General features: G+C 63.3%; 17 protein-coding genes and 1 pseudogene. 9 read left to right on the top strand and 9 right to left on the bottom strand.

Annotated elements, in window-relative coordinates; all coding sequences use genetic code 11:
• Positions 1–134: 134 nt before the first annotated feature.
• Positions 135–971 carry a hypothetical protein gene (locus tag BANT918_RS10240; RefSeq protein WP_233430434.1) on the top strand — a complete coding sequence of 279 codons (837 nt, stop codon included), beginning with the start codon at positions 135–137 and terminating at the stop codon, positions 969–971.
• Positions 972–1,107: 136 nt separating this feature from the next.
• Here BANT918_RS10240 and BANT918_RS10235 read toward each other — a convergent pair whose 3' ends face one another.
• The 5 genes from BANT918_RS10235 to BANT918_RS10215 all read right to left on the bottom strand — a co-directional run bounded on the left by BANT918_RS10235 (position 1,108) and on the right by BANT918_RS10215 (position 6,825).
• Entirely contained in the window at positions 1,108–2,739 is a 1,632-nt protein-coding gene (locus BANT918_RS10235; protein ID WP_101620141.1) for a long-chain-fatty-acid--CoA ligase, read from the bottom strand.
• Between the two features lie 249 nt (positions 2,740–2,988).
• Positions 2,989–3,747 carry an enoyl-CoA hydratase-related protein gene (locus BANT918_RS10230; RefSeq protein ID WP_101620140.1) on the bottom strand — a complete coding sequence of 253 codons (759 nt, stop codon included), beginning with the start codon at positions 3,745–3,747 and terminating at the stop codon, positions 2,989–2,991.
• A gap of 147 nt (positions 3,748–3,894) precedes the next feature.
• Positions 3,895–4,866, bottom strand: coding sequence for a cytochrome c oxidase assembly protein (locus tag BANT918_RS10225; RefSeq protein ID WP_208618071.1), 972 nt, complete (start codon positions 4,864–4,866; stop codon positions 3,895–3,897).
• A 232-nt stretch (positions 4,867–5,098) separates the two neighbouring features.
• Positions 5,099–5,668 (bottom strand): GNAT family N-acetyltransferase, encoded by a 570-nt coding sequence (locus BANT918_RS10220; protein WP_101620138.1) that lies wholly within the window; start codon positions 5,666–5,668, stop codon positions 5,099–5,101.
• Positions 5,668–6,825, bottom strand: coding sequence for a trans-sulfuration enzyme family protein (locus BANT918_RS10215; protein ID WP_101620137.1), 1,158 nt, complete (start codon positions 6,823–6,825; stop codon positions 5,668–5,670). The genes BANT918_RS10220 and BANT918_RS10215 overlap by 1 nt, the downstream gene beginning before the upstream one ends.
• 80 nt (positions 6,826–6,905) lie before the next feature.
• On the opposite strand from BANT918_RS10215, the gene BANT918_RS17925 reads away from it, so the two are divergent.
• From BANT918_RS17925 to BANT918_RS10200, 3 genes are all read left to right on the top strand, one after another.
• Positions 6,906–7,037: a hypothetical protein gene (locus tag BANT918_RS17925; protein ID WP_267892092.1), complete on the top strand. Its 132-nt coding sequence runs from the start codon at positions 6,906–6,908 to the stop codon at positions 7,035–7,037.
• 78 nt (positions 7,038–7,115) lie between these two features.
• Positions 7,116–8,501 carry an NAD(P)/FAD-dependent oxidoreductase gene (locus BANT918_RS10205; protein ID WP_208618069.1) on the top strand — a complete coding sequence of 462 codons (1,386 nt, stop codon included), beginning with the start codon at positions 7,116–7,118 and terminating at the stop codon, positions 8,499–8,501.
• A 148-nt stretch (positions 8,502–8,649) separates the two neighbouring features.
• Positions 8,650–10,068 carry an SLC13 family permease gene (locus BANT918_RS10200; protein ID WP_101620136.1) on the top strand — a complete coding sequence of 473 codons (1,419 nt, stop codon included), beginning with the start codon at positions 8,650–8,652 and terminating at the stop codon, positions 10,066–10,068.
• Positions 10,069–10,201: 133 nt separating this feature from the next.
• On the opposite strand, the gene BANT918_RS10195 is transcribed toward BANT918_RS10200, so the two are convergent.
• Positions 10,202–10,789 (bottom strand): GNAT family N-acetyltransferase, encoded by a 588-nt coding sequence (locus tag BANT918_RS10195; protein WP_101620135.1) that lies wholly within the window; start codon positions 10,787–10,789, stop codon positions 10,202–10,204.
• A gap of 169 nt (positions 10,790–10,958) precedes the next feature.
• Here BANT918_RS10195 and BANT918_RS10190 point away from each other — a divergent pair, with 169 nt between their 5' ends.
• The 4 genes and pseudogenes from BANT918_RS10190 to BANT918_RS10175 all read left to right on the top strand — a co-directional run bounded on the left by BANT918_RS10190 (position 10,959) and on the right by BANT918_RS10175 (position 12,886).
• Positions 10,959–11,285, top strand: coding sequence for a GNAT family N-acetyltransferase (locus BANT918_RS10190; RefSeq protein WP_101620134.1), 327 nt, complete (start codon positions 10,959–10,961; stop codon positions 11,283–11,285).
• A gap of 256 nt (positions 11,286–11,541) precedes the next feature.
• Positions 11,542–11,664 (top strand): annotated as a pseudogene (locus tag BANT918_RS18105) (aldehyde dehydrogenase family protein); the annotation flags it as partial.
• 128 nt (positions 11,665–11,792) lie between these two features.
• On the top strand, positions 11,793–12,440 hold the full coding sequence (locus BANT918_RS10180) for a putative immunity protein (RefSeq protein ID WP_324761570.1): 648 nt from the start codon (positions 11,793–11,795) through the stop codon (positions 12,438–12,440).
• Positions 12,437–12,886 carry a putative immunity protein gene (locus BANT918_RS10175; RefSeq protein WP_101620132.1) on the top strand — a complete coding sequence of 150 codons (450 nt, stop codon included), beginning with the start codon at positions 12,437–12,439 and terminating at the stop codon, positions 12,884–12,886. Before BANT918_RS10180 ends, BANT918_RS10175 begins: the two co-directional genes overlap by 4 nt.
• Positions 12,887–12,907: 21 nt before the next feature.
• Here the strand turns inward: BANT918_RS10175 and BANT918_RS10170 are convergent, their stop codons facing one another.
• The 3 genes from BANT918_RS10170 to galU form a co-directional block, all read right to left on the bottom strand.
• Positions 12,908–14,809, bottom strand: a complete 1,902-nt coding sequence (locus BANT918_RS10170; RefSeq protein WP_101620131.1) for a hypothetical protein — start codon at positions 14,807–14,809, stop codon at positions 12,908–12,910.
• Between the two features lie 73 nt (positions 14,810–14,882).
• Positions 14,883–15,479, bottom strand: coding sequence for a GNAT family N-acetyltransferase (locus BANT918_RS10165; protein WP_101620130.1), 597 nt, complete (start codon positions 15,477–15,479; stop codon positions 14,883–14,885).
• 64 nt (positions 15,480–15,543) lie between these two features.
• Positions 15,544–16,446 carry a UTP--glucose-1-phosphate uridylyltransferase GalU gene (gene galU / locus BANT918_RS10160; RefSeq protein WP_101620129.1) on the bottom strand — a complete coding sequence of 301 codons (903 nt, stop codon included), beginning with the start codon at positions 16,444–16,446 and terminating at the stop codon, positions 15,544–15,546.
• 41 nt (positions 16,447–16,487) lie between these two features.
• On the opposite strand from galU, the gene BANT918_RS10155 reads away from it, so the two are divergent.
• The gene (locus BANT918_RS10155; RefSeq protein ID WP_101620128.1) at positions 16,488–17,147 is read left to right on the top strand and encodes a 5-formyltetrahydrofolate cyclo-ligase; all 660 of its coding nucleotides are present in this window, start codon (positions 16,488–16,490) and stop codon (positions 17,145–17,147) included.
• Positions 17,148–17,205 lie beyond the last annotated feature (58 nt).

Below are 17,205 nucleotides of genomic sequence, written 5' to 3'. Positions count from 1 at the left end.
TATACCTGCACCGAGAAGCGCATGTCCTCCAGCTGCAACTGCACCAACGCCTCAGATATAGACGTTTCAGCACGTTCAGCTGGGGAGTTCGGTGGCACAATGTCACCATGACACCGCGCGAAGGATTGACAATAGTGGACTCGGAGATCATCGCCCTGGCCGAGGATGAGTACGCGGCTGCCGCCGACGCCGCTCGGATCGAGGTGCGTGAGATCCACACCGCCGCCGAAGCCGCCGAGGCCGCCCTCCTGCTCGACGAAGTCTGGAGCGTCGACGAGACCGGCACCAATGTGCTCGAACCCGGGCTCATCGTCGCCTTCGCCCATGCGGGCAACTATGTCTCGGCCGCCTACAGCCTCGACGAGCCTGACGAGATGATCGGCGTGACGATCGGGTTCTTCGGTCAGCCGCTGGGGACGCTCATGCATTCGCACATCGCCGGCGTGCGGCATCAGGTCATCGGCCGCGGAGCAGGATCGGCGATGAAGCTGCACCAGCGCCTGTGGTGCCTTAACCTCGGCATCACGGAGATGACCTGGACCTTCGATCCGCTGGTCGCCCGGAATGCCTACTTCAACTTCCAACGCCTGGGTGTGGGCATGGTCGAATACCTCGAGGACTTCTACGGGCAGATGCGCGACGGAGTCAATGCCGGGCAGGCCAGCGACCGCATGGTCGTGTCGTGGTCGCTCGACAAGCCTGCCCCTGCCGCCCTCGCCGAGGCCGACGACGCGTTCAAGTGCCTGCGCAGCGATGAACACGGTGAACCGCTGGTCAATGAAGTGCCCAAGGAGGCGACGCTCGTCTCGCTCGACATCCCCTCCGACATCGAGGCCCTGCGGGGTCAGGATGCCGAACTCGCGAGTCGCTGGCGCCTGGCTCTGCGCGATTCGCTGACTGGACTCGTCGGCGACGGCTGGGTTGTCGACACCTGCCTCAAGGGCGGGACGTACTTACTCCATCACCCGTGACCAGGTGCATCGTCTGCGATTGCCCACAGCTCTGCATCACCGCCTGAGGCACCCCAGCCCGAGGCACCGCCGACACAGAGGGTGCGCAACCGAGTTTCGGTTGCGCACCCGCGCTGCGACGATCAAGGGCCTGGGCTTACTTCTCTTCCCAGTTCTTGCGCAGTATCTTCTTGTCGAGCTTGCCGACAGATGTGCGCGGCATCTCATCAGTGACGATGACCTCATCTGGCAGCTGCCACTTGGCGAAGCGCTCACCCAGCGTCGCGACGATGGACTCACGGGTCACCTCGGCGCCGTCATTGGCCACGACGTAGGCCACGGGACGTTCCTGCCACTTCTCATCGGGCACACCGATGACCGCGGCCTCCTTCACGTCGGGGTTGTCGAGCATCGCATTCTCCATGTCGATCGAGGAGATCCACTCGCCACCGGACTTGATGACGTCCTTGAGACGGTCGGTGAGTTTGAGATAGCCGTTGGGATAGATGACGCCGACGTCTCCTGAACGCCACCAGCCGTCAAGGAACCGGTCCGCATTGTCGGGCAGCTGGAAGTAGGACTCGGTGATCCACGGACCGCGCATGACGACCTCGCCCATCGATTTGCCGTCGTGGGGCATCTCCTCACCGGCGGGGTCGACGATCTTGAGTTCAACGCCGATGATCGGCAGTCCCTGGTAGCGCTTGAAGTCCCACTTCTCCTCATCGGTCATGTTCGTTCCGGGCTTGATCCGCCAGTTGGTGGTGGCCAGCGGGGTGGTTTCGGTGGCACCGTAGCCATGGATCACCTCGGCGCCGGTGATCTCCTTGAACCCGCGCATCATCGACAACGGCGGCTCGGAGGATCCTGAGACCAGACGCACACCGCGCAGGTCCGGAGACTCGGGCATATTCTTCATCATCTCCAGCATCGGGGAGAAGATCGCGGGTGCACCATTTGCCAACGTCACCTTCTCCTCAATGAAGGCTTGACCGATGGCACCGAACTCCTCAGCGGCGAACTTGCCCGGCAGAACGAGCTTCGCACCCGCGGCCACCGCGTTCTGCGGGAAACCCCAGGAGAGTACGTGGAACATCGGGGTGATGGGCATGACGCAGTCGTCGAAGGTCGCATTCAGCGCGGCCAGTCCGCCCATCGTGTGCAGATAGATCGAGCGGTGGGAGTAGTAGACACCCTTGGGACGCCCGGTGGTTCCGGTGGTGTAGCCGGCGTAGGCAGCGGTCTTCTCATCCACGACCGGCCAGTCGTAGGTCTCAGGCTTATCAGCAATCAGGTCCTCATAGAACACGACGTTCTCGAGGCTCGTCTCAATTTCGGACGAGGGCTTGTCGGTCATGACGACCCAGCCCTTGACGTCGAGTTTCGGGGCCAGCGCCTCGGCGACGTGGAGGAGGGACTCGTCGACGAAGATCCAGTCGGACTTCGAGTGGCTGACCACGTAGGCAAGGTCCTCGGGGGCCAGACGCAGGTTGAGCTGGAGCATGGTGGCGGCAACGCCGGGGACGGAGAAGTACAGCTCGAGGTGGCGACGGGAGTTCCAGTCCAGGACTCCGACCATCGACCCCGCGCCCACGCCGAGCTCGCTCAGGCCGTGGGCCAGCTGAGCCATGCGCTTGAACTCGTCGGCGTAGTTCGATCGACCCCACGATCCATCGGACCGCCGGTAGACGACCTCCGATTCGCCGAAGAAGGTCGCGGCATGGCGGATCATGGTGGTGGTGTTGAGCTGATAGCTGTCACCAAGTGTGGATGGAATGCCTGTAAGCATGAGACTCCTTTGGTCATTGTGGTCGTGCTGGGGTGGAGGGTTTGCACGGCTATCGGGGCTATACGGTGCAGGTCACGTCGAGCAGTCGGAACACGTCGGCATCCTCACCGTTTTCATCGCCAGACTATCCCGTCAAGTGATGCCGCTCACAACTTGTGCCGCAACGTTACCAATTAGAAACGTACGAACGCCGAGCCCCGGGCCCGTCGGCTGCCTGCCGTTCCGGGCCAGTCGGCTGCCGTCCGTCGACTACTCGCCGGTGAAGTTCGGTCCGCGTTTCTCTATGAAAGCTGTGACTCCTTCGGCAAAGTCTTTGCTTTCCCGCAGAGCCGTCTGGCCCTTGAGCTCCCGGTCGAATGCGTCATCGAGTTCAGTCAGCGTCGCCGCGTTGATGGCTCCCTTCGAGGAGGCGAAGGCCAATGGTGCGCCCTGAGCCCACTGCGCCGCGATCTCCTGAGCCCTGTTCAGCTGCTCGCCCGCCGGCGTAACCTCGCTGGTCAGACCCCATTCGAACGCTTCCTTCGCCCAGACCTTCTGTGCCGTCAGCGCCATCTTCATGGCTCGGTGCCGACCCGCCGAGGCTGCGACGAGCGCCGTTGCCCCGCCGTCGGGCATGAGCCCGATCTTGGTGAAGGCCAGCATCAGATAGGACTCTTCGCTCATCACGGTGTAATCGCAGGCCAGGGCCAGCGAGCAGCCGATGCCGGCCGCCGGACCGGAGACCGCGGCGATGGTCGGAATCGGCAGGTCGATGATCGATCGGATGATGGCATTGGCGCGATCTAGGCCGAGCCCTCCCTCTTGCACAGACCCCTGCAGGTCAGCACCCGAGCTGAAGGACCGGTCATTGCCGGTGATGATGACTGCACGGGCCGTGGTGGCCGCCTTGGCAACGGCGTCCGCGACCGCCTCCATGGTCTCCCTGGTCAGCGCATTGAGGCTTTCGGGGCGGTTGATCATGACAGTCACGACCCCATCTCGCAGGTCGGTGAGAACATTCGAGGTCAAGGCGACTCCTTTTGGCTAGCGCTGGATGACTGATCTTCAACCCCAACCTTAACGCACGATAAGTTGATCTGGGTCACACGCCTCGGAGTGAGTGATCCAGCGAGCAGCTCCTATGTCGCATGCCACCAGTCGTGCCGGATCCGGCGGTTACCCCCGACGGCGTCGGTCATCCTGGTCCGCGTCGGACAGCGAAGCCAAATAACGATTGTAGGCCTGCAGCGTGGCGTCGCCGTCCCTGTCTGCCTGGCGATCGAGGCGGCGGCTGAGACGTTGATCCGACCTCTGCCACTTCAACACCAGAACCCCGAGCATGATGAGGGTCGGGATCTCTGTGAAGGCCCAGGCAATGCCGCCTCCGAGGAACTGGTCCTTCAACGGATCGATGCCCCACATCGGCATTTGGTAGAAGCTTGTGAGCAAGGCCGTCGACATCATCACCACAATCCCGAAGAAAGCGTGGAAAGGGACTGTGGCCACGATCTCGAAGACCTGTACGACTGTGGGGTCAATGCGCACTCGCCGTTTGCTGCTCGTTCTCGGCGAAGGGTCGACTCCGAAGATATTCCAGAAGTAGAGCATCCCAATGGCCACGAAGTGGATGAACATCAGGTTGTGTCCCCACATCGTCGACATCAGCCAATCGAAGGCGGGTGTGAAATACAGCCCGTACAGGCTCATCAGGAACAGCACCGTGGTCACAATCGGGTTGGCCAGCACGCGCATGATGGGACTGTGGACGATCAAGAGAATCACACGCCGCGCATTCCACCGGCTCGAACCGGCCGGCAGAACGCGCAGCATCAACGTGATCGGCGCCCCCAGGACCAACAGAATCGGGCTGAGCATCGACAGAATCATGTGCTGGATCATGTGCATGCTGAACATCGCCATGCCATAGCCGTTCAAGGCCGTGCCATCGACGAGGGCGACGGTGGCGATGCCCAGCGTCCACCAGATGAGGCGCGACACCGGCCATGACACCCCGCGACGGTGCAGCAGCCACACGCAGAACACATACAGCACCAGACCGAACACAGCGAGAATGACGATGATGGGTATCGGCTGGGGGTGCCAGTCGATGACTCGCATGAACGTCGGCGGGAGCGTCGGGTGCCACATCAGCCCGCTCATTCCGTGCTCAGGCCTGATCACTCCCCCGGTCAGCTTCTACGCGTCGTAGAAATTCGTTTCGGTTACCACCGTACGCCTGATACCCGGTCACGTCACCCTCTTCAGCGCCACCCGCGTCAGCGTCACCCACATCAACACGGATCAGTCGGTCTCCTGGGCCAGCGCGCGCTCCCGCCACCGGAATCAGCGCGCTCCCGCCACCGGAATCAGCGCGGTCAGGTCAGATCAGCGCAGCCGCCAGCTGACTCGCGGTCAGAGTCCGATCGGCGAAGACCAGGCGCATCGCCTGCGGATCGGGGTTGCCCGCGTCGAGGGCTCGATGCTGCAGGCTCAGGCCGATCTTCTCCGCCACTTTCCGTGAGGCCACATTGTGTTCGAGCAGGTAGGCGATGACAGGCAGTTCGGGCTTGAGCTCCTGGGCCCGCGCAACAGCCAGACGAGAGATCTCGCTGGCAAAGCCGCGGCCCTGGACCTCGGGGCGGAAGCGGTAGCCCAGATTCCAATAGGCCTCGATCCGCTCCGGGTTCCACTCATCGGCCATGGGCATGCGCCTCACACCGCAGCCGCAGGTACCCAACACCGGACCATCTTCTGATTCGCGGACGATCCATGTCCCAAGCCCGTCGATCTCCCAATCAGCGATGCGGGTCAGCAGGAACGCCCCGGCTTCTTCCCGCTTGACCATCCGGCCGCTGGGAAAATGCGTCCACACGCGGGGGTCGCTGTAGATCTCAAACACCTCGTCCAGGTGCTGAAGCCCCGGACGGTCAAGAACGAACTGCTCAGTCATCAAGCGCTGTGGGCAGCGCGGATGGCAGCGTCGAGGTCGTTCCACAGGTCATCGGCGTGTTCGATGCCCACGCTCAGACGCAGAAATCCGTCGGGGACCGATTCCGCTTCCGAGGCGTTGCGGCGCCGGCGTTCGATGAGGGACTCCACTCCGCCCAGGGAGGTGGCGGGGGTCCACACCCGAACCGCCTCGGCGACGGCTGTGGCCTGTTGTCCAGTCTCCACGCAGAAGGCGACCATCGCACCGAATCCCGACATCTGCGCGGCCGCACGCTCATGCCCGGGGTCCTCGGGCAGACCCGGATAGCGGGTCTCGGTGACGTTGGGATGCGAACTCAGTCGGTCGGCGATCAGTGCGGCATTGGCCTGGGCTCGTTCCATGCGCACCGACAGCGTTCGCAGGCCTCGCAACGCCAACCAGACCTCGAAGGGGCCAGCGATGGCTCCACGCAGTGAGCGTTCGTCATGAAGCCGCTTGTGCAGCTCTTCGCTGTTGGTCAGCGCCGCGCCGAGGACGACGTCTGAGTGCCCGGCGAGGTATTTGGTGACGGAGTGGACAACGACGTCCGCGCCCAGATCGAGCGGCGTCTGCAGGAGTGGAGTCGCGAAGGTGTTGTCAAAGACGGTCAGAATGCCGCGATCCCGCGCCGCGGAGATGAGTGCGGGTACGTCTGCGACTTCGAGCATCGGGTTGGTCGGAGATTCGATCCACAGCACCGCCGAGGCTGCTTCAACGTCATCGAGTGCGTCGACGACGACTGCGGTGTCGACGATGTCGACGGTGGCGAGGCGGAATCCGCTGCGTTGCGCGACCTCACCTGCGGCCTCCAATGACCCCTGGTAGCTGTGTCGGGGCATGATCAGAGTGCCCCCGCGCGGGACCAGGCTGAGGGCCGCGGCGATCGCCGCCAGTCCCGAGCCGAAGACCAGTCCGGGCAACGCTGCATGTTCGAGTTCAGCCAGTGCCTCTTCGAACGGAGTCCACGCCGGAGTCGAGAACCGACCGTAGACATAGTCGCCATGATCGGTCTCGCCGCTGCCGACGAAGGTCGAGGACAGTTCGATGGGAGGGTTCACCGACGAACCGTTCGAGCGTTGAGGACGGCCCGCTTCGACGACGACGGTTTCTGGCGCGTGGGACGATTCTCGCGAGGTCATCTTCCCAATATATGTCGTATTCCGACCACTCCGCACCGATGTCTCAGTCCTGCACGCGCACCGTGTGCTCCAGCAGTGCTATGGGCTCCGTCCTTTCGACACTCCTCATCGCCATCGTCCTGGCAATCAACGTCGGATGCTTCCTCCCTGGACTGCCTCAGACGTTCCGGCCCGGACCCGATTTCGCGGCTGAGTCCCTCCTGTTGACCTGAGTGCCGAGCTGAGCGCACATGCTGGAAGAGCCCTCTGCGAACTGCCCAGCTTCGCTACGCTGAATGCCAGGACGAACCATGATTCAGGCGAAGGGTACAGCAATGAGCGCGAGCGCGATAGTCGTCGGCAGCGGTGTGATGGGGGCGTCAATCGCGTTCTCTTTGGCCAAACGCGGATACGCGGTCACCGTCGTCGACAAGAAGTCCGGGCCGGCGCAGGGCTCGACCGGAGCCACCAGCGCGATCGTTCGCTTCACCTATTCTCTGCGGGACTCAATCGCGCTGGCGTGGGAGTCGAAGCACCTGTGGGATAACCTGCGGGACTATGTGCAGGCACCGGAATCGGAGCCTGTCGCGGACTTCATTCGCACCGGCATGGCCGTCATCGACGTACCCGGGCTGCTCCCGACCACCGTCCGCACAGACTTCGAGGATCTCTCGATCCCCTACACCGACTGGGACGCGGCCGACCTCGCCCGTGAGCTGCCCGGCATCGACACCTCGAACCACTACCCACCCGTGCGCCCCGATGATCCGGGGTTCCTCGATGACAGCAACGAGCCCGCGACGGCGCTGTACACACCGGACGGCGGGTACATCTCCGATCCCGTGCTGGCTACGGAGAACTTCGCCCGCGCCGCCGAACGACATGATGCCCAGTTCCTCTACAACGCCGAGGTCATCGGCCTGCAGCACCGAACCATCAACCCACATCACAGCGTCGCCGGCTCGCCCGGCGACGACGGCAGCACAGGCGAGGGCGCCACTGCCTGGTCGCTCGAACTCGCCGACGGTCGAGTTCTCGATGCTGAGGTCGTGGTGAACGCGGCCGGACCCTGGTCATCGCGGCTCAACGAGCTCGCGAAGGTCGGATCCGACCACGGAATCTCGGTGACTCCCCTGCGCCAAGAGGTCCATACCCTGCCAGCGGAATCGACCGTCATCCGCAGCGACGGCTCTCCCATTCCCGCCCTCCTCGATGCCGGTATCGGCACCTATATGCGCGCCGAGGTGGGAGGCCAGCTGCTCATCGGAGGTTCGGAACCCGAGTGCGATGAGTTGGACTGGATCAAGGACCCAGACACGGTATCGATGAGCGTTCGTCCCAAGCAGTTCGAGACGCAGGCGCTGCGAGCGGCCAAACGCTTCAATGACATCACGATCCCGAACCGGGCCCGCGGAGTCGTCGGCGTCTACGATGCCTCTACCGACTGGACTCCCATCTATGATCGCTGCGAAGCAGACGGGTTCTATCAGGCGATCGGCACCAGCGGCAACCAATTCAAGAATGCGCCGATGGTCGGCGAACTCATGGCAGAACTCATCGACGCCGTCGAGCACGGCCATGACCACGACGGTGATCCCGTCCGGGTTGCGCTCGAGCACACAGGCGGGGAACTGAATCTGGGAACCTTCTCCCGCCTGCGGTCTCCGGCGCAAACAAGCGGAAACGTCATGGGATGATCTGCGCACAGCTCACCCGAGTGCCGATATTTAGGAGAAGCCGGCACTTCGCTTTGCGGTAACCGCCCCTGCCATTACTGAGCTGGTATCGTCACTCAGCGAGTCATCCAGATTCGCTCAACGAAATTTCAGCCTAAATGGGGAAATCATGCTCCTACAAATCATTGCGTTATTGATCTTCATCGCTCTGTTCGCGATCGGTGCGATCCGCGGTGTGCAGATCGGCGTGCTCATGCTCGTCGGCGCAGCTGGGACCGGCCTGTTCCTGACAGATATGACCGTCGACGACATCATCGCCGAATTCCCACTGTCCATCATGATCCTGCTGGCCGGGGTCACCTACTTCTTCGCCATTGCGCAGGAGAACGGGACCGTCGACAAGATCATCGACTGGGCGCTGGAGAAGGTCGGATCCTCTGCTGCCCTCCTCCCCATCGTCTTCTTCATCATCACAGCCGGCATTGCCTCCATGGGTGCGCCTCTGGCCGGTCTCGTCATGATGCCGGTGGGCATGCAGGTGGCCCGCAAGTACGGAGTCGACTATGCCTTGATGGGCTTGGCGATCTGCTTCGCCATCGGCGCCGGCGGATTCGCTCCGACCAGCCTCTACGGCATCGTCACCTACAGCACCGCCCATGACGCGGGAATCGATCTCTCGCCGTTCCTGCTCTTCGGCATCGCTGTCCTCGTCTACCTCGTGATGCTGGCCGTCGCCTACTTCATGTTCGGTCGCACGCTCTTCGGACGTCGGTCCAACATGGCCGCAGCTGGCTCCGCACAGTCAGGTTCGTCCGTCTACGAGACGAACGAATTCGGAACCACCGGCGACGGCTCCGGTTCGACGATCTCCCGCGGATCCGCCTCGGCGACCCAGGTGGCCTTCGGTGAGGACGAGGACGACGAAGCGCTCTTCGACTCCTCAAGCACCTCGGCGAGCACCGATTCAGGTCCCTTCTCGTTCGTACAGAGCCTCACAGTCATCCTCATGGTCGGTCTCATCGGCTCGGTCGTCGTCCTGGCCGCGTTCGGCAAGGAACCCGATATCGGGCTGCTGTGCTTCCTGTTCGGTGCGATCCTCTCGCTCGCCGATCCTCAGACCGGTAAAGCCGCGCTGCCCAAGATCGACTGGTCGACCGTTCTGCTCGTGGGCGGCATCATCACCTTCGTCGGTGTGCTACAGACGATGGGTGCCGTGGACCTCCTGGGTGAGGGCGCCGAGGCGATCGGATCGCCGCTCATCGCCGCCTTCGTTCTCTGTGTGGTCGGCGGCCTGGTCTCCGCGTTCGCATCGACGACCGGCATCCTCGCCGCTCTCGTGCCCCTGGCGCTGCCCCTCATCGCCGCCGGCGGAGTCCCCGGCTGGGCGCTCATCGCGGCACTCGGCGTGTGCTCGGCAGTCGTCGACGTCTCACCCTTTTCGACACTGGGAGCCACTGTCGTGGCCACGGCTCCAAGCGATCACAAGGCGCGGCTCACAAGCATCCTCGTGAAGTTCGGCATGTCGATGGTCATCATCGGACCCATCGTGCTCGTCGGCGGTCTCGTCGTCCCGGCCATGATCTTCTGAGGCATCTATGGTCCGGCCCCATTGAGGAACCCGGGCCACAGCGACCCGGTCCCCGAAACGCACATGGTGCCCAGCGAATTTCGCTGGGCACCATGTGCGTGTCACCTCGCCGAGGGCAACTCGCAGTTGAGCCTCAGCGCAGGGGCTTGACCAGAAGGACGAACTCGAGGTCGTCGACCAGCGGCACACCGAAACGATCGTCACCATAGGGGAAGGGCTCGACCTCTCCGGTGCGTTCGTAGCCGCGGCGCTCGTAGTAGGCAATGAGCTCGGTCCGTCTGTTGATGACGCTCATCTGCAGCGAGTGAGCGCTCCAACGTTCGACCACCCACGCCTCGGCGAGGTTCATCAGTGCCGACCCCACACCCTGCCCCTGCCCCACCGGAGAGACCGCAAGCACGCCGAGGTAGGCAATTTTGTCGACGGGTTCGCGCAGGTAGACGCTGCCGACAGCCTGGCCCTCGGCCGACCTGACCAAGATCATCGACGAATCGGGTTCGCCGAGCATCTCGCGGGCCATATCGGCATCAAGTCGCTGGCCGCTGAGCAGATCCGCCTCGGTCGTCCACCCCTGCTTTGAGAGCTCACCACGGTAGGCGGAGGCGACGAGCTCAACATAATCGTCGATGTCGTCGAGGCAGAGTTCGCTGACTTCGAAACCTGCTTCGTGCAGGATCAGCGTGTGAGCATCGACCATGGTGGCGGGTGCGTAAGAGGACATAGGTCGGCTCCTTGAGGATGTCTGACCGTCGCCAGGAACGGCCGAAAGAACATGTTGTTCAACAGGCTAGTCGCTTCGCGGCGAACACCACTATAGTTTCCTGCATCAGGACTGACACATTGACGTGGCGGCATGGCAATGACCGACACCTTCGCCCTTAGGAGCGTACATGGACCTCGAGATCTCGGACGAGACGTACACCTTCACCCAGGACATCGCGGCATCGCGCTTCATGGTGAGCCACGACGAGAAGGTCATCGGACACGTCGACTACGTCGACCGCGAGGCCAGCCCGGACGACACTTCCGAGGCCGCAGTGCGCACGTTCACCCACACGGAGGTCTCCCCTGCGTTCGGTGGTCGTGGGCTCGCGGCGCATTTGGTGCGCTTCGCCCTCGAGACAAGCGCCGAGGCGGATCTGAAGTTCCGTACGACCTGTTCATATGTCATGGAGTTCTTCCGCAAGCACCCCGAGTTCGAAGAGCTGCGTGCCTGAGCGGGCACGAACGTGAGAACGCAGCCACGCCTTTTCGACACCTACGGGAGGATCAGTCGTGGACATCACGCCGATCATCGACAAGCTCGACACCGGACTGTTCATCAATGGCCAGTGGCGTGAGGCCGAGGGCGGAAAGACCATCGACGTCATCAATCCCGCGACCGGTGACCTCATCACGACGGTCCTCACCGGCGGGTCGAAGATCGAGGGCAAGGGCTTCTTCTACACCCCGACCGCCATGACCGATGTGCCGCTGGTCTCCAACCCCGCAGCACCCTTCGGCGGTGTGAAGAAGTCCGGGCTCGGCTGCGAAGGCGGAAGCGTGGGCATCGAAGAGTTCCTCGAGATCAGGTACGTGGCACTGCCCCGCGCCTGATCCCGCCCCACTCGAGTACAGACAATGGGAATGTCGTGCAGTCATGCATGGCATACGCATTCTCTATGCACAGGTTCCTGACCAGGCCGGAATTCCGACCGTCGCAGCTACAATCAGACAGCGTGAGCATGGATCGCGAGCGAAAGACGTACCGTCAACCTCGACAGGCTGACGTCTCATTGAGCATGGAGGACCTCCGATCAGTCGTTGCGTTCACCTCTGCCGCCGCCGAGGTGGTTCTCCCTCACTTCGAAATGCAGTGCCCCGAGGACGGCAGACCCCGTCAGGCCCTCATCGCCGCACTCGCATTCGTCCGCGGAGAGCCGCGATCCAGGGCTCAGCGGGTGAGTGCTCCGGCCGCCCATCGAGCCGGGCGAGAGGCAGAATCTGAGGTTGCGTTCCATGCGGCGATGGCAGCCGGAGATGCGGCTGCATCAGCGTATCTGCATCCTCTGGCCGATTCGGTGCAGGTCAAACATATTGTGCGCGCGCCCGCACATGCCGTTCGTGTCATGGAACTCACCGGCAGCCCGGATGAGGACACAGACCTTGCTGCCCTCCTTGACGGCTTCGCGTCGCATGCCACGTCCCAACTCAGCGATGTGCTTCGACGCTATCCGCGCATCGGCCTCACACCGAGCCGAACCAGCGAGACGTCGAGCCGGATCAGTGCTCGCACCAATCGGATCAACGGTCCCATGTCTGAAATCGATGACTGGCTTCGCCGCCAGTCGACCCCTGGGGCTGAGGCCGCACGCCTCACGGAGCCCTCATGATTCTGCCCGAGGTTCGTGACCCGGCAATGGTGACGATTCGACGGGGCGGCACACTGACAGATGACGATCATCGACTGCTTGCACTGTGGGCAGCCGACTGCGCCGAGCATGTCCTGCCCCTCTTCGAACGCGAAGCTCCGGAGGACACACGAGCCCGTGATGCTGTGGCTGCCACACGTGCCTGGGCGGACGGCACCCTGGAGATGATGCGGGCGCGCACCGCCGGAGGACACGCTATGGGCGCTGCCCGCCCGTTGCGAGGAGCAGCTCGGTTCGCGGCCTATGCCATCAAAGCCGCCCGCAGTGTCAATCCCGAGGATCCCGCGGCGGGACGGAGAGAACGTGACTGGCAGAGAGACCAGCTGCCCGGGCAGGTCCGTGAACTCGTCCTTGCGGATCAGAGGCGACGCAACTCCATCTGCTGGTTCCTCTTCGACACCGACTGAATCTGCTCACCTGCGCGGAAGTCAGGCGCGGCGGCGAGCGAGAACGTCGTCGATGGCGCCCAGCTCGGGAGCCTTGTTGGTCCGGATCGCCTTGCGACCGTGGTCCAGTGGGCTGTCCTCACGGGCCGAATCGCTGAGTTCTGGGCGGTAGCCGAGTTCAGCGGCGAACTGAGCTGCGACATCCTCGCGGCTGCGGGCCTCGGTCTCGTAGGAAGACGCATCTGCCGCCTTCGACTCGGGGATCGGGTGCTCAGCCTGTGGGGCATCAACATAGCTGGGGACTGGCAGCGGCGTCGGTGACCAGGCATCACGTGCCTGCAGTCGCTGCATGAACGGATCGTTCACCTTGGCGGTATCGACATTCGACGCGGCCGCCACGACGTCGGCGTTCTGTGCAGAGTCACTCTCGGCAACCGCCTCGGCCTGCGGCGCGGCCTCAGTCTCGGAAGCCGACCCCACGTCGAGGGGCGAATCGGCGGTCGCTGCGAAGCTTCCCGCCTGGATAGCGGATGTCGACTCGGCTGCAGCCGCATTCTCCACAGCGTCTGTCTCCGCGGATTTCGTTGCCTTAGCGTCTGTTGCCGCTGCGTCGGGCGCTGCTTCTTCGACGATGGGGATCGGACCGGTGAGCAGCACCTGACGGGTGGTGTGACCCTCTGCGGCTTCGTTGCGAATGCGCACGATTGGAATCTCGCCCGTGTCGGCCTCTTCTCTGGTCTGCTTGGCGCTCACATTGCGCTGCATGACGGCACGCGCCTGGGCAGCCTTCGTCGATCCTGCCGACCGTGCTTCACCGGGCTTAGCTTCCGTGTCCTTCGACGCAGCAGATGTCGGAGCAGCAGGAACTGAGGCTGTGGCTGGCTTCGCAGCCGTGCTCTGCTTCGGCGCGGTGCTCTTGGTCTTCACCATCCGGCCGTCGAGTTCCCGGAGGCGAGCCTTGATCTCCTGTTTGCGCAGGTTGAGTGTGCGCACGATGACCAGGGAGACGCCTGCGAGTCCGAGGAACACTCCGGCGAGAGCGACATGGACGACCGAGAACATCGCGAGTACGCCGGTCACCAGAACGCCCAGGGCAGAGGCCAGGAAGAGCAGTGCGAATCCTCGCGTCACCGCACCCAGCGACGTCATCGACTCGCGCAGTGTCGTTGCTTTCTCAGTCATCGAATGGTCCTCATCGGCTCCGAAAGTCGGGGTGGGAATCTGTGTACCTCGTCTGCTTGTCTCTGCTGTGCCTGTGGTGACGGCGTCGCTGGATCGGTTGTGCGGCGATCGCGGCGCAGCTCTTCCCGGTCGGATCGGAATCGTCCCGGAGTGCTCGCCGAGGTGGCTGGTGCTTCCGGAGCCAGGACTCGTCGACGATCCCTGGGCGCTCGGGCCGTGTCCGTTCGGGCCATGGCCGCTCGAACCCCGCTGCGACTGGTTGAACACGGCGTGTACTGCGGGATGCAGCAGTCGAACGTTGTCGACCGTCGCCGAGGCGGCTGCCTCGTGTGAGCTGTGGCTGTCGAGGTAAGTGGAGCGGGTTTCACCGACGGCCACGGGCAGTAAGCTGCGCTGGTGCTGCTCGTTCGCCTCGGTGATGGTGGAGCTCGTGTCCGTGGTCGAACTCGAACCAGCCTGTCCGTCGATGACGGCGAACTCCGGTGCCCGCGCGGAGAGGCTGAGCTTCGGTGCGCCCGTCATCGCTGCGACGTCGGGGCGTGGAACGTTCGCTTCGATGCTGACCGAGGAGTGGAATACTCTCGCCCGTTCCGTGTGATCGTGGCCGGGGATCTGGGGGTCGTCGGCGACGACCTGCGCCTGATCCGGGACGGTGTCGATCTCGACGCGGGAGAGCTCCGTCGCTGATTTGCGGATCATTGTGGGCACGACAACGACGAAGACCACGATGATGGCGATAACGACGATGATGCTGGTGTCCACACTGCCACCCTAGAGTGCCCGGATCAGCAACGACGTGAAGGGATGTGGTGTGTCGTTTAAACAGGTGCCAAGTTCACAGCTTTCTCAGGCTGTGACGGTACGCGGCGAGAATTCCCTGTGGAACCTCCTCCGCGACCACGGCGAACGTGCGGTGGTCACACCACCTGCCGTCGATGTGCATGTACCTCTCGCGCAGCCCCTCGTCCCGGAGGCCGAGCTTCTCGACCACGCGCAGGCTGGCCGTGTTCTCGGGTCGGATGTTGATTTCGATGCGGTGCAGACCCAGGGCGAAGAGGCAGTGGTCGACAGCCATGGCAACGGCGATGGGAGTGATGCCGCGTCCGGCGACTCGCGAATCGATCCAGTAGCCGATCTGTCCGCTGAGGATGGATCCCCAACTGATGCTCGAAACGGTGAGTTGGCCGCGGAATTCACCGCCGACCTCGATCGCCAACGGCACCGACTGCCCCCGTTTGGCCTGCTTGTCGTACATGCGGACCATGGTCCGAAAGCCCGGCAGCTGCTGGCCGGGAATCGGCAGCGTCGCATCCCAGGGACGCAGCCAATTCCGGTTGTGCCGGCGGACTTCTCGCCACTGACTCTCGTCGCGTCGATGCAGCGGGCGCAGCACGATGTCAGACTGCTGATCAGTCAGGATGACTGGCCACAAACGGCTGCCTCCGCTCTTGGGTGCTCACCCAATGATGTCCACTGGTGCGGTGATCCAACGACGTTCAGGGAAGCGTTGCCACGTATTCCTTGAGCCAGCTGTTGAGGTCAGCGCCCAGGTCCTCGCGAGCACTGGCGATCTGCACGACAGCCTTGAGGTAGTCGAGTTTGTCTCCCGTGTCATAGCGGGCACCCTTGAAGATGACTCCGTAGACGCCGTTGCCGCCGTCCTGTTCGGCGAGTGTCTGGAGGGCGTCGGTGAGCTGGATTTCGTTGCCGCGACCCGGCTTCGTGGTCTCGAGGACGTCGAAGATCTCCGGTGCGAGGACGTAGCGGCCGATGATCGCAAGATTCGACGGGGCCTGGCCCTGTTCGGGCTTCTCGACCAGCCCGGTGATCTTGACGACCTCGTCATCGTCGGTGGCTTCAACGGCGGCGCACCCGTAGAGGTGGATCGCTTCGGGCGGGACCTCCATGAGCGCGACAACGCTGCCGCCGGTCTTCTCGGCAACGTCGATCATCTTCGGCAGGATCGGGCTGCGTTCGTCGATGAGATCGTCACCGAGCAGAACCGCGAACGGTTCCTGGCCCACATGCTGGCGGCCCTTGAGCACGGCGTGGCCCAGCCCCTTCGGGTCACCCTGGCGGACGTAGTGGATGTCGGCGAGTTCGGATGCGTGACGAACAGCGGCGAGTTTCTCTGTGTCGCCCTTCTTCGCCAGTGCGGCCTCGAGACCGTCGACGCGGTCGAAGTGGTCCTCCAGGGGTCGCTTGTTGCGACCCGTGATCATGAGAACATCCTGGAGTCCGGCATCGGCTGCCTCTTCGACGACGTATTGGATGGCCGGTTTGTCGACGACAGGCAGCATCTCCTTGGGCGTCGCCTTCGTGGCGGGGAGGAAACGGGTACCCAGACCGGCCACGGGGATCACGGCCTTGCGCACTGTGCGCTGCGATTCATCACTCATGCAGTTCATCTTAACCAATCACGGCGTCTCCGATTAGGCTGATGAGCGTGGATGCAGAAACTTCAAAGGCGCAATTGCGTGCACGCATACGTTCCGAACGTGCAACTCGGACTGCCACGGACCCTGAATCGTCAACCGCTGCGACGAAGTCGTCGGTCGCCGAGTCTGCCTGGCGAGTGGTCGAAAGCCTGTGGCCGGACCTGGACCTGAGTGACCGTTCGGTGCTCGCCTATGCCGCCCTGGCTGGCGAACCCGACATGGATTCGTTCATCGACCGGTTCCTTGCCCACGGCGGAACCGTCTACCTTCCCGTAGTCACCAAGGTCGGTCATGCCCTCATGTTCGGTGCCGTCACCGAATCCATGACCACCATCGAACCTCGCGGAAAGTGGGGAATTCGTGAACCCTCCCCCACACTCACCGCCCCTGACCTCCTGTCCGCCGAGGTGGCCCCTGCCCTTGTGTTCGTCCCCGCCCTCGGGTTCGGGCCCCAGGGTGCCCGCTTGGGCAACGGTGGAGGTTTCTACGACCGCACGTTCGGCCCGCAGGGCGAGGTGCCCCTGGCAGGCAACGACCACACTGGCCTGATCTACGGAGTCTGCTTCTCGACCGAGATCGGGCTCTCAGGACTCACCGTTGAACCCTGGGACCTGCAGATCTCCCGGGCCGTGACCGATGACGGTGTTCACTCCTTCGTCTGAACCGAGAGGCTGATCGGCTCCAGCAGCGACTGTGATGGGGTCCACCCATGATTGTGTG

The sequence above is a fragment of the Brevibacterium antiquum CNRZ 918 genome (assembly GCF_900169145.1).
Classification (GTDB): domain Bacteria; phylum Actinomycetota; class Actinomycetes; order Actinomycetales; family Brevibacteriaceae; genus Brevibacterium; species Brevibacterium koreense.
This window is presented reverse-complemented; position numbering and strand designations above follow the sequence as displayed.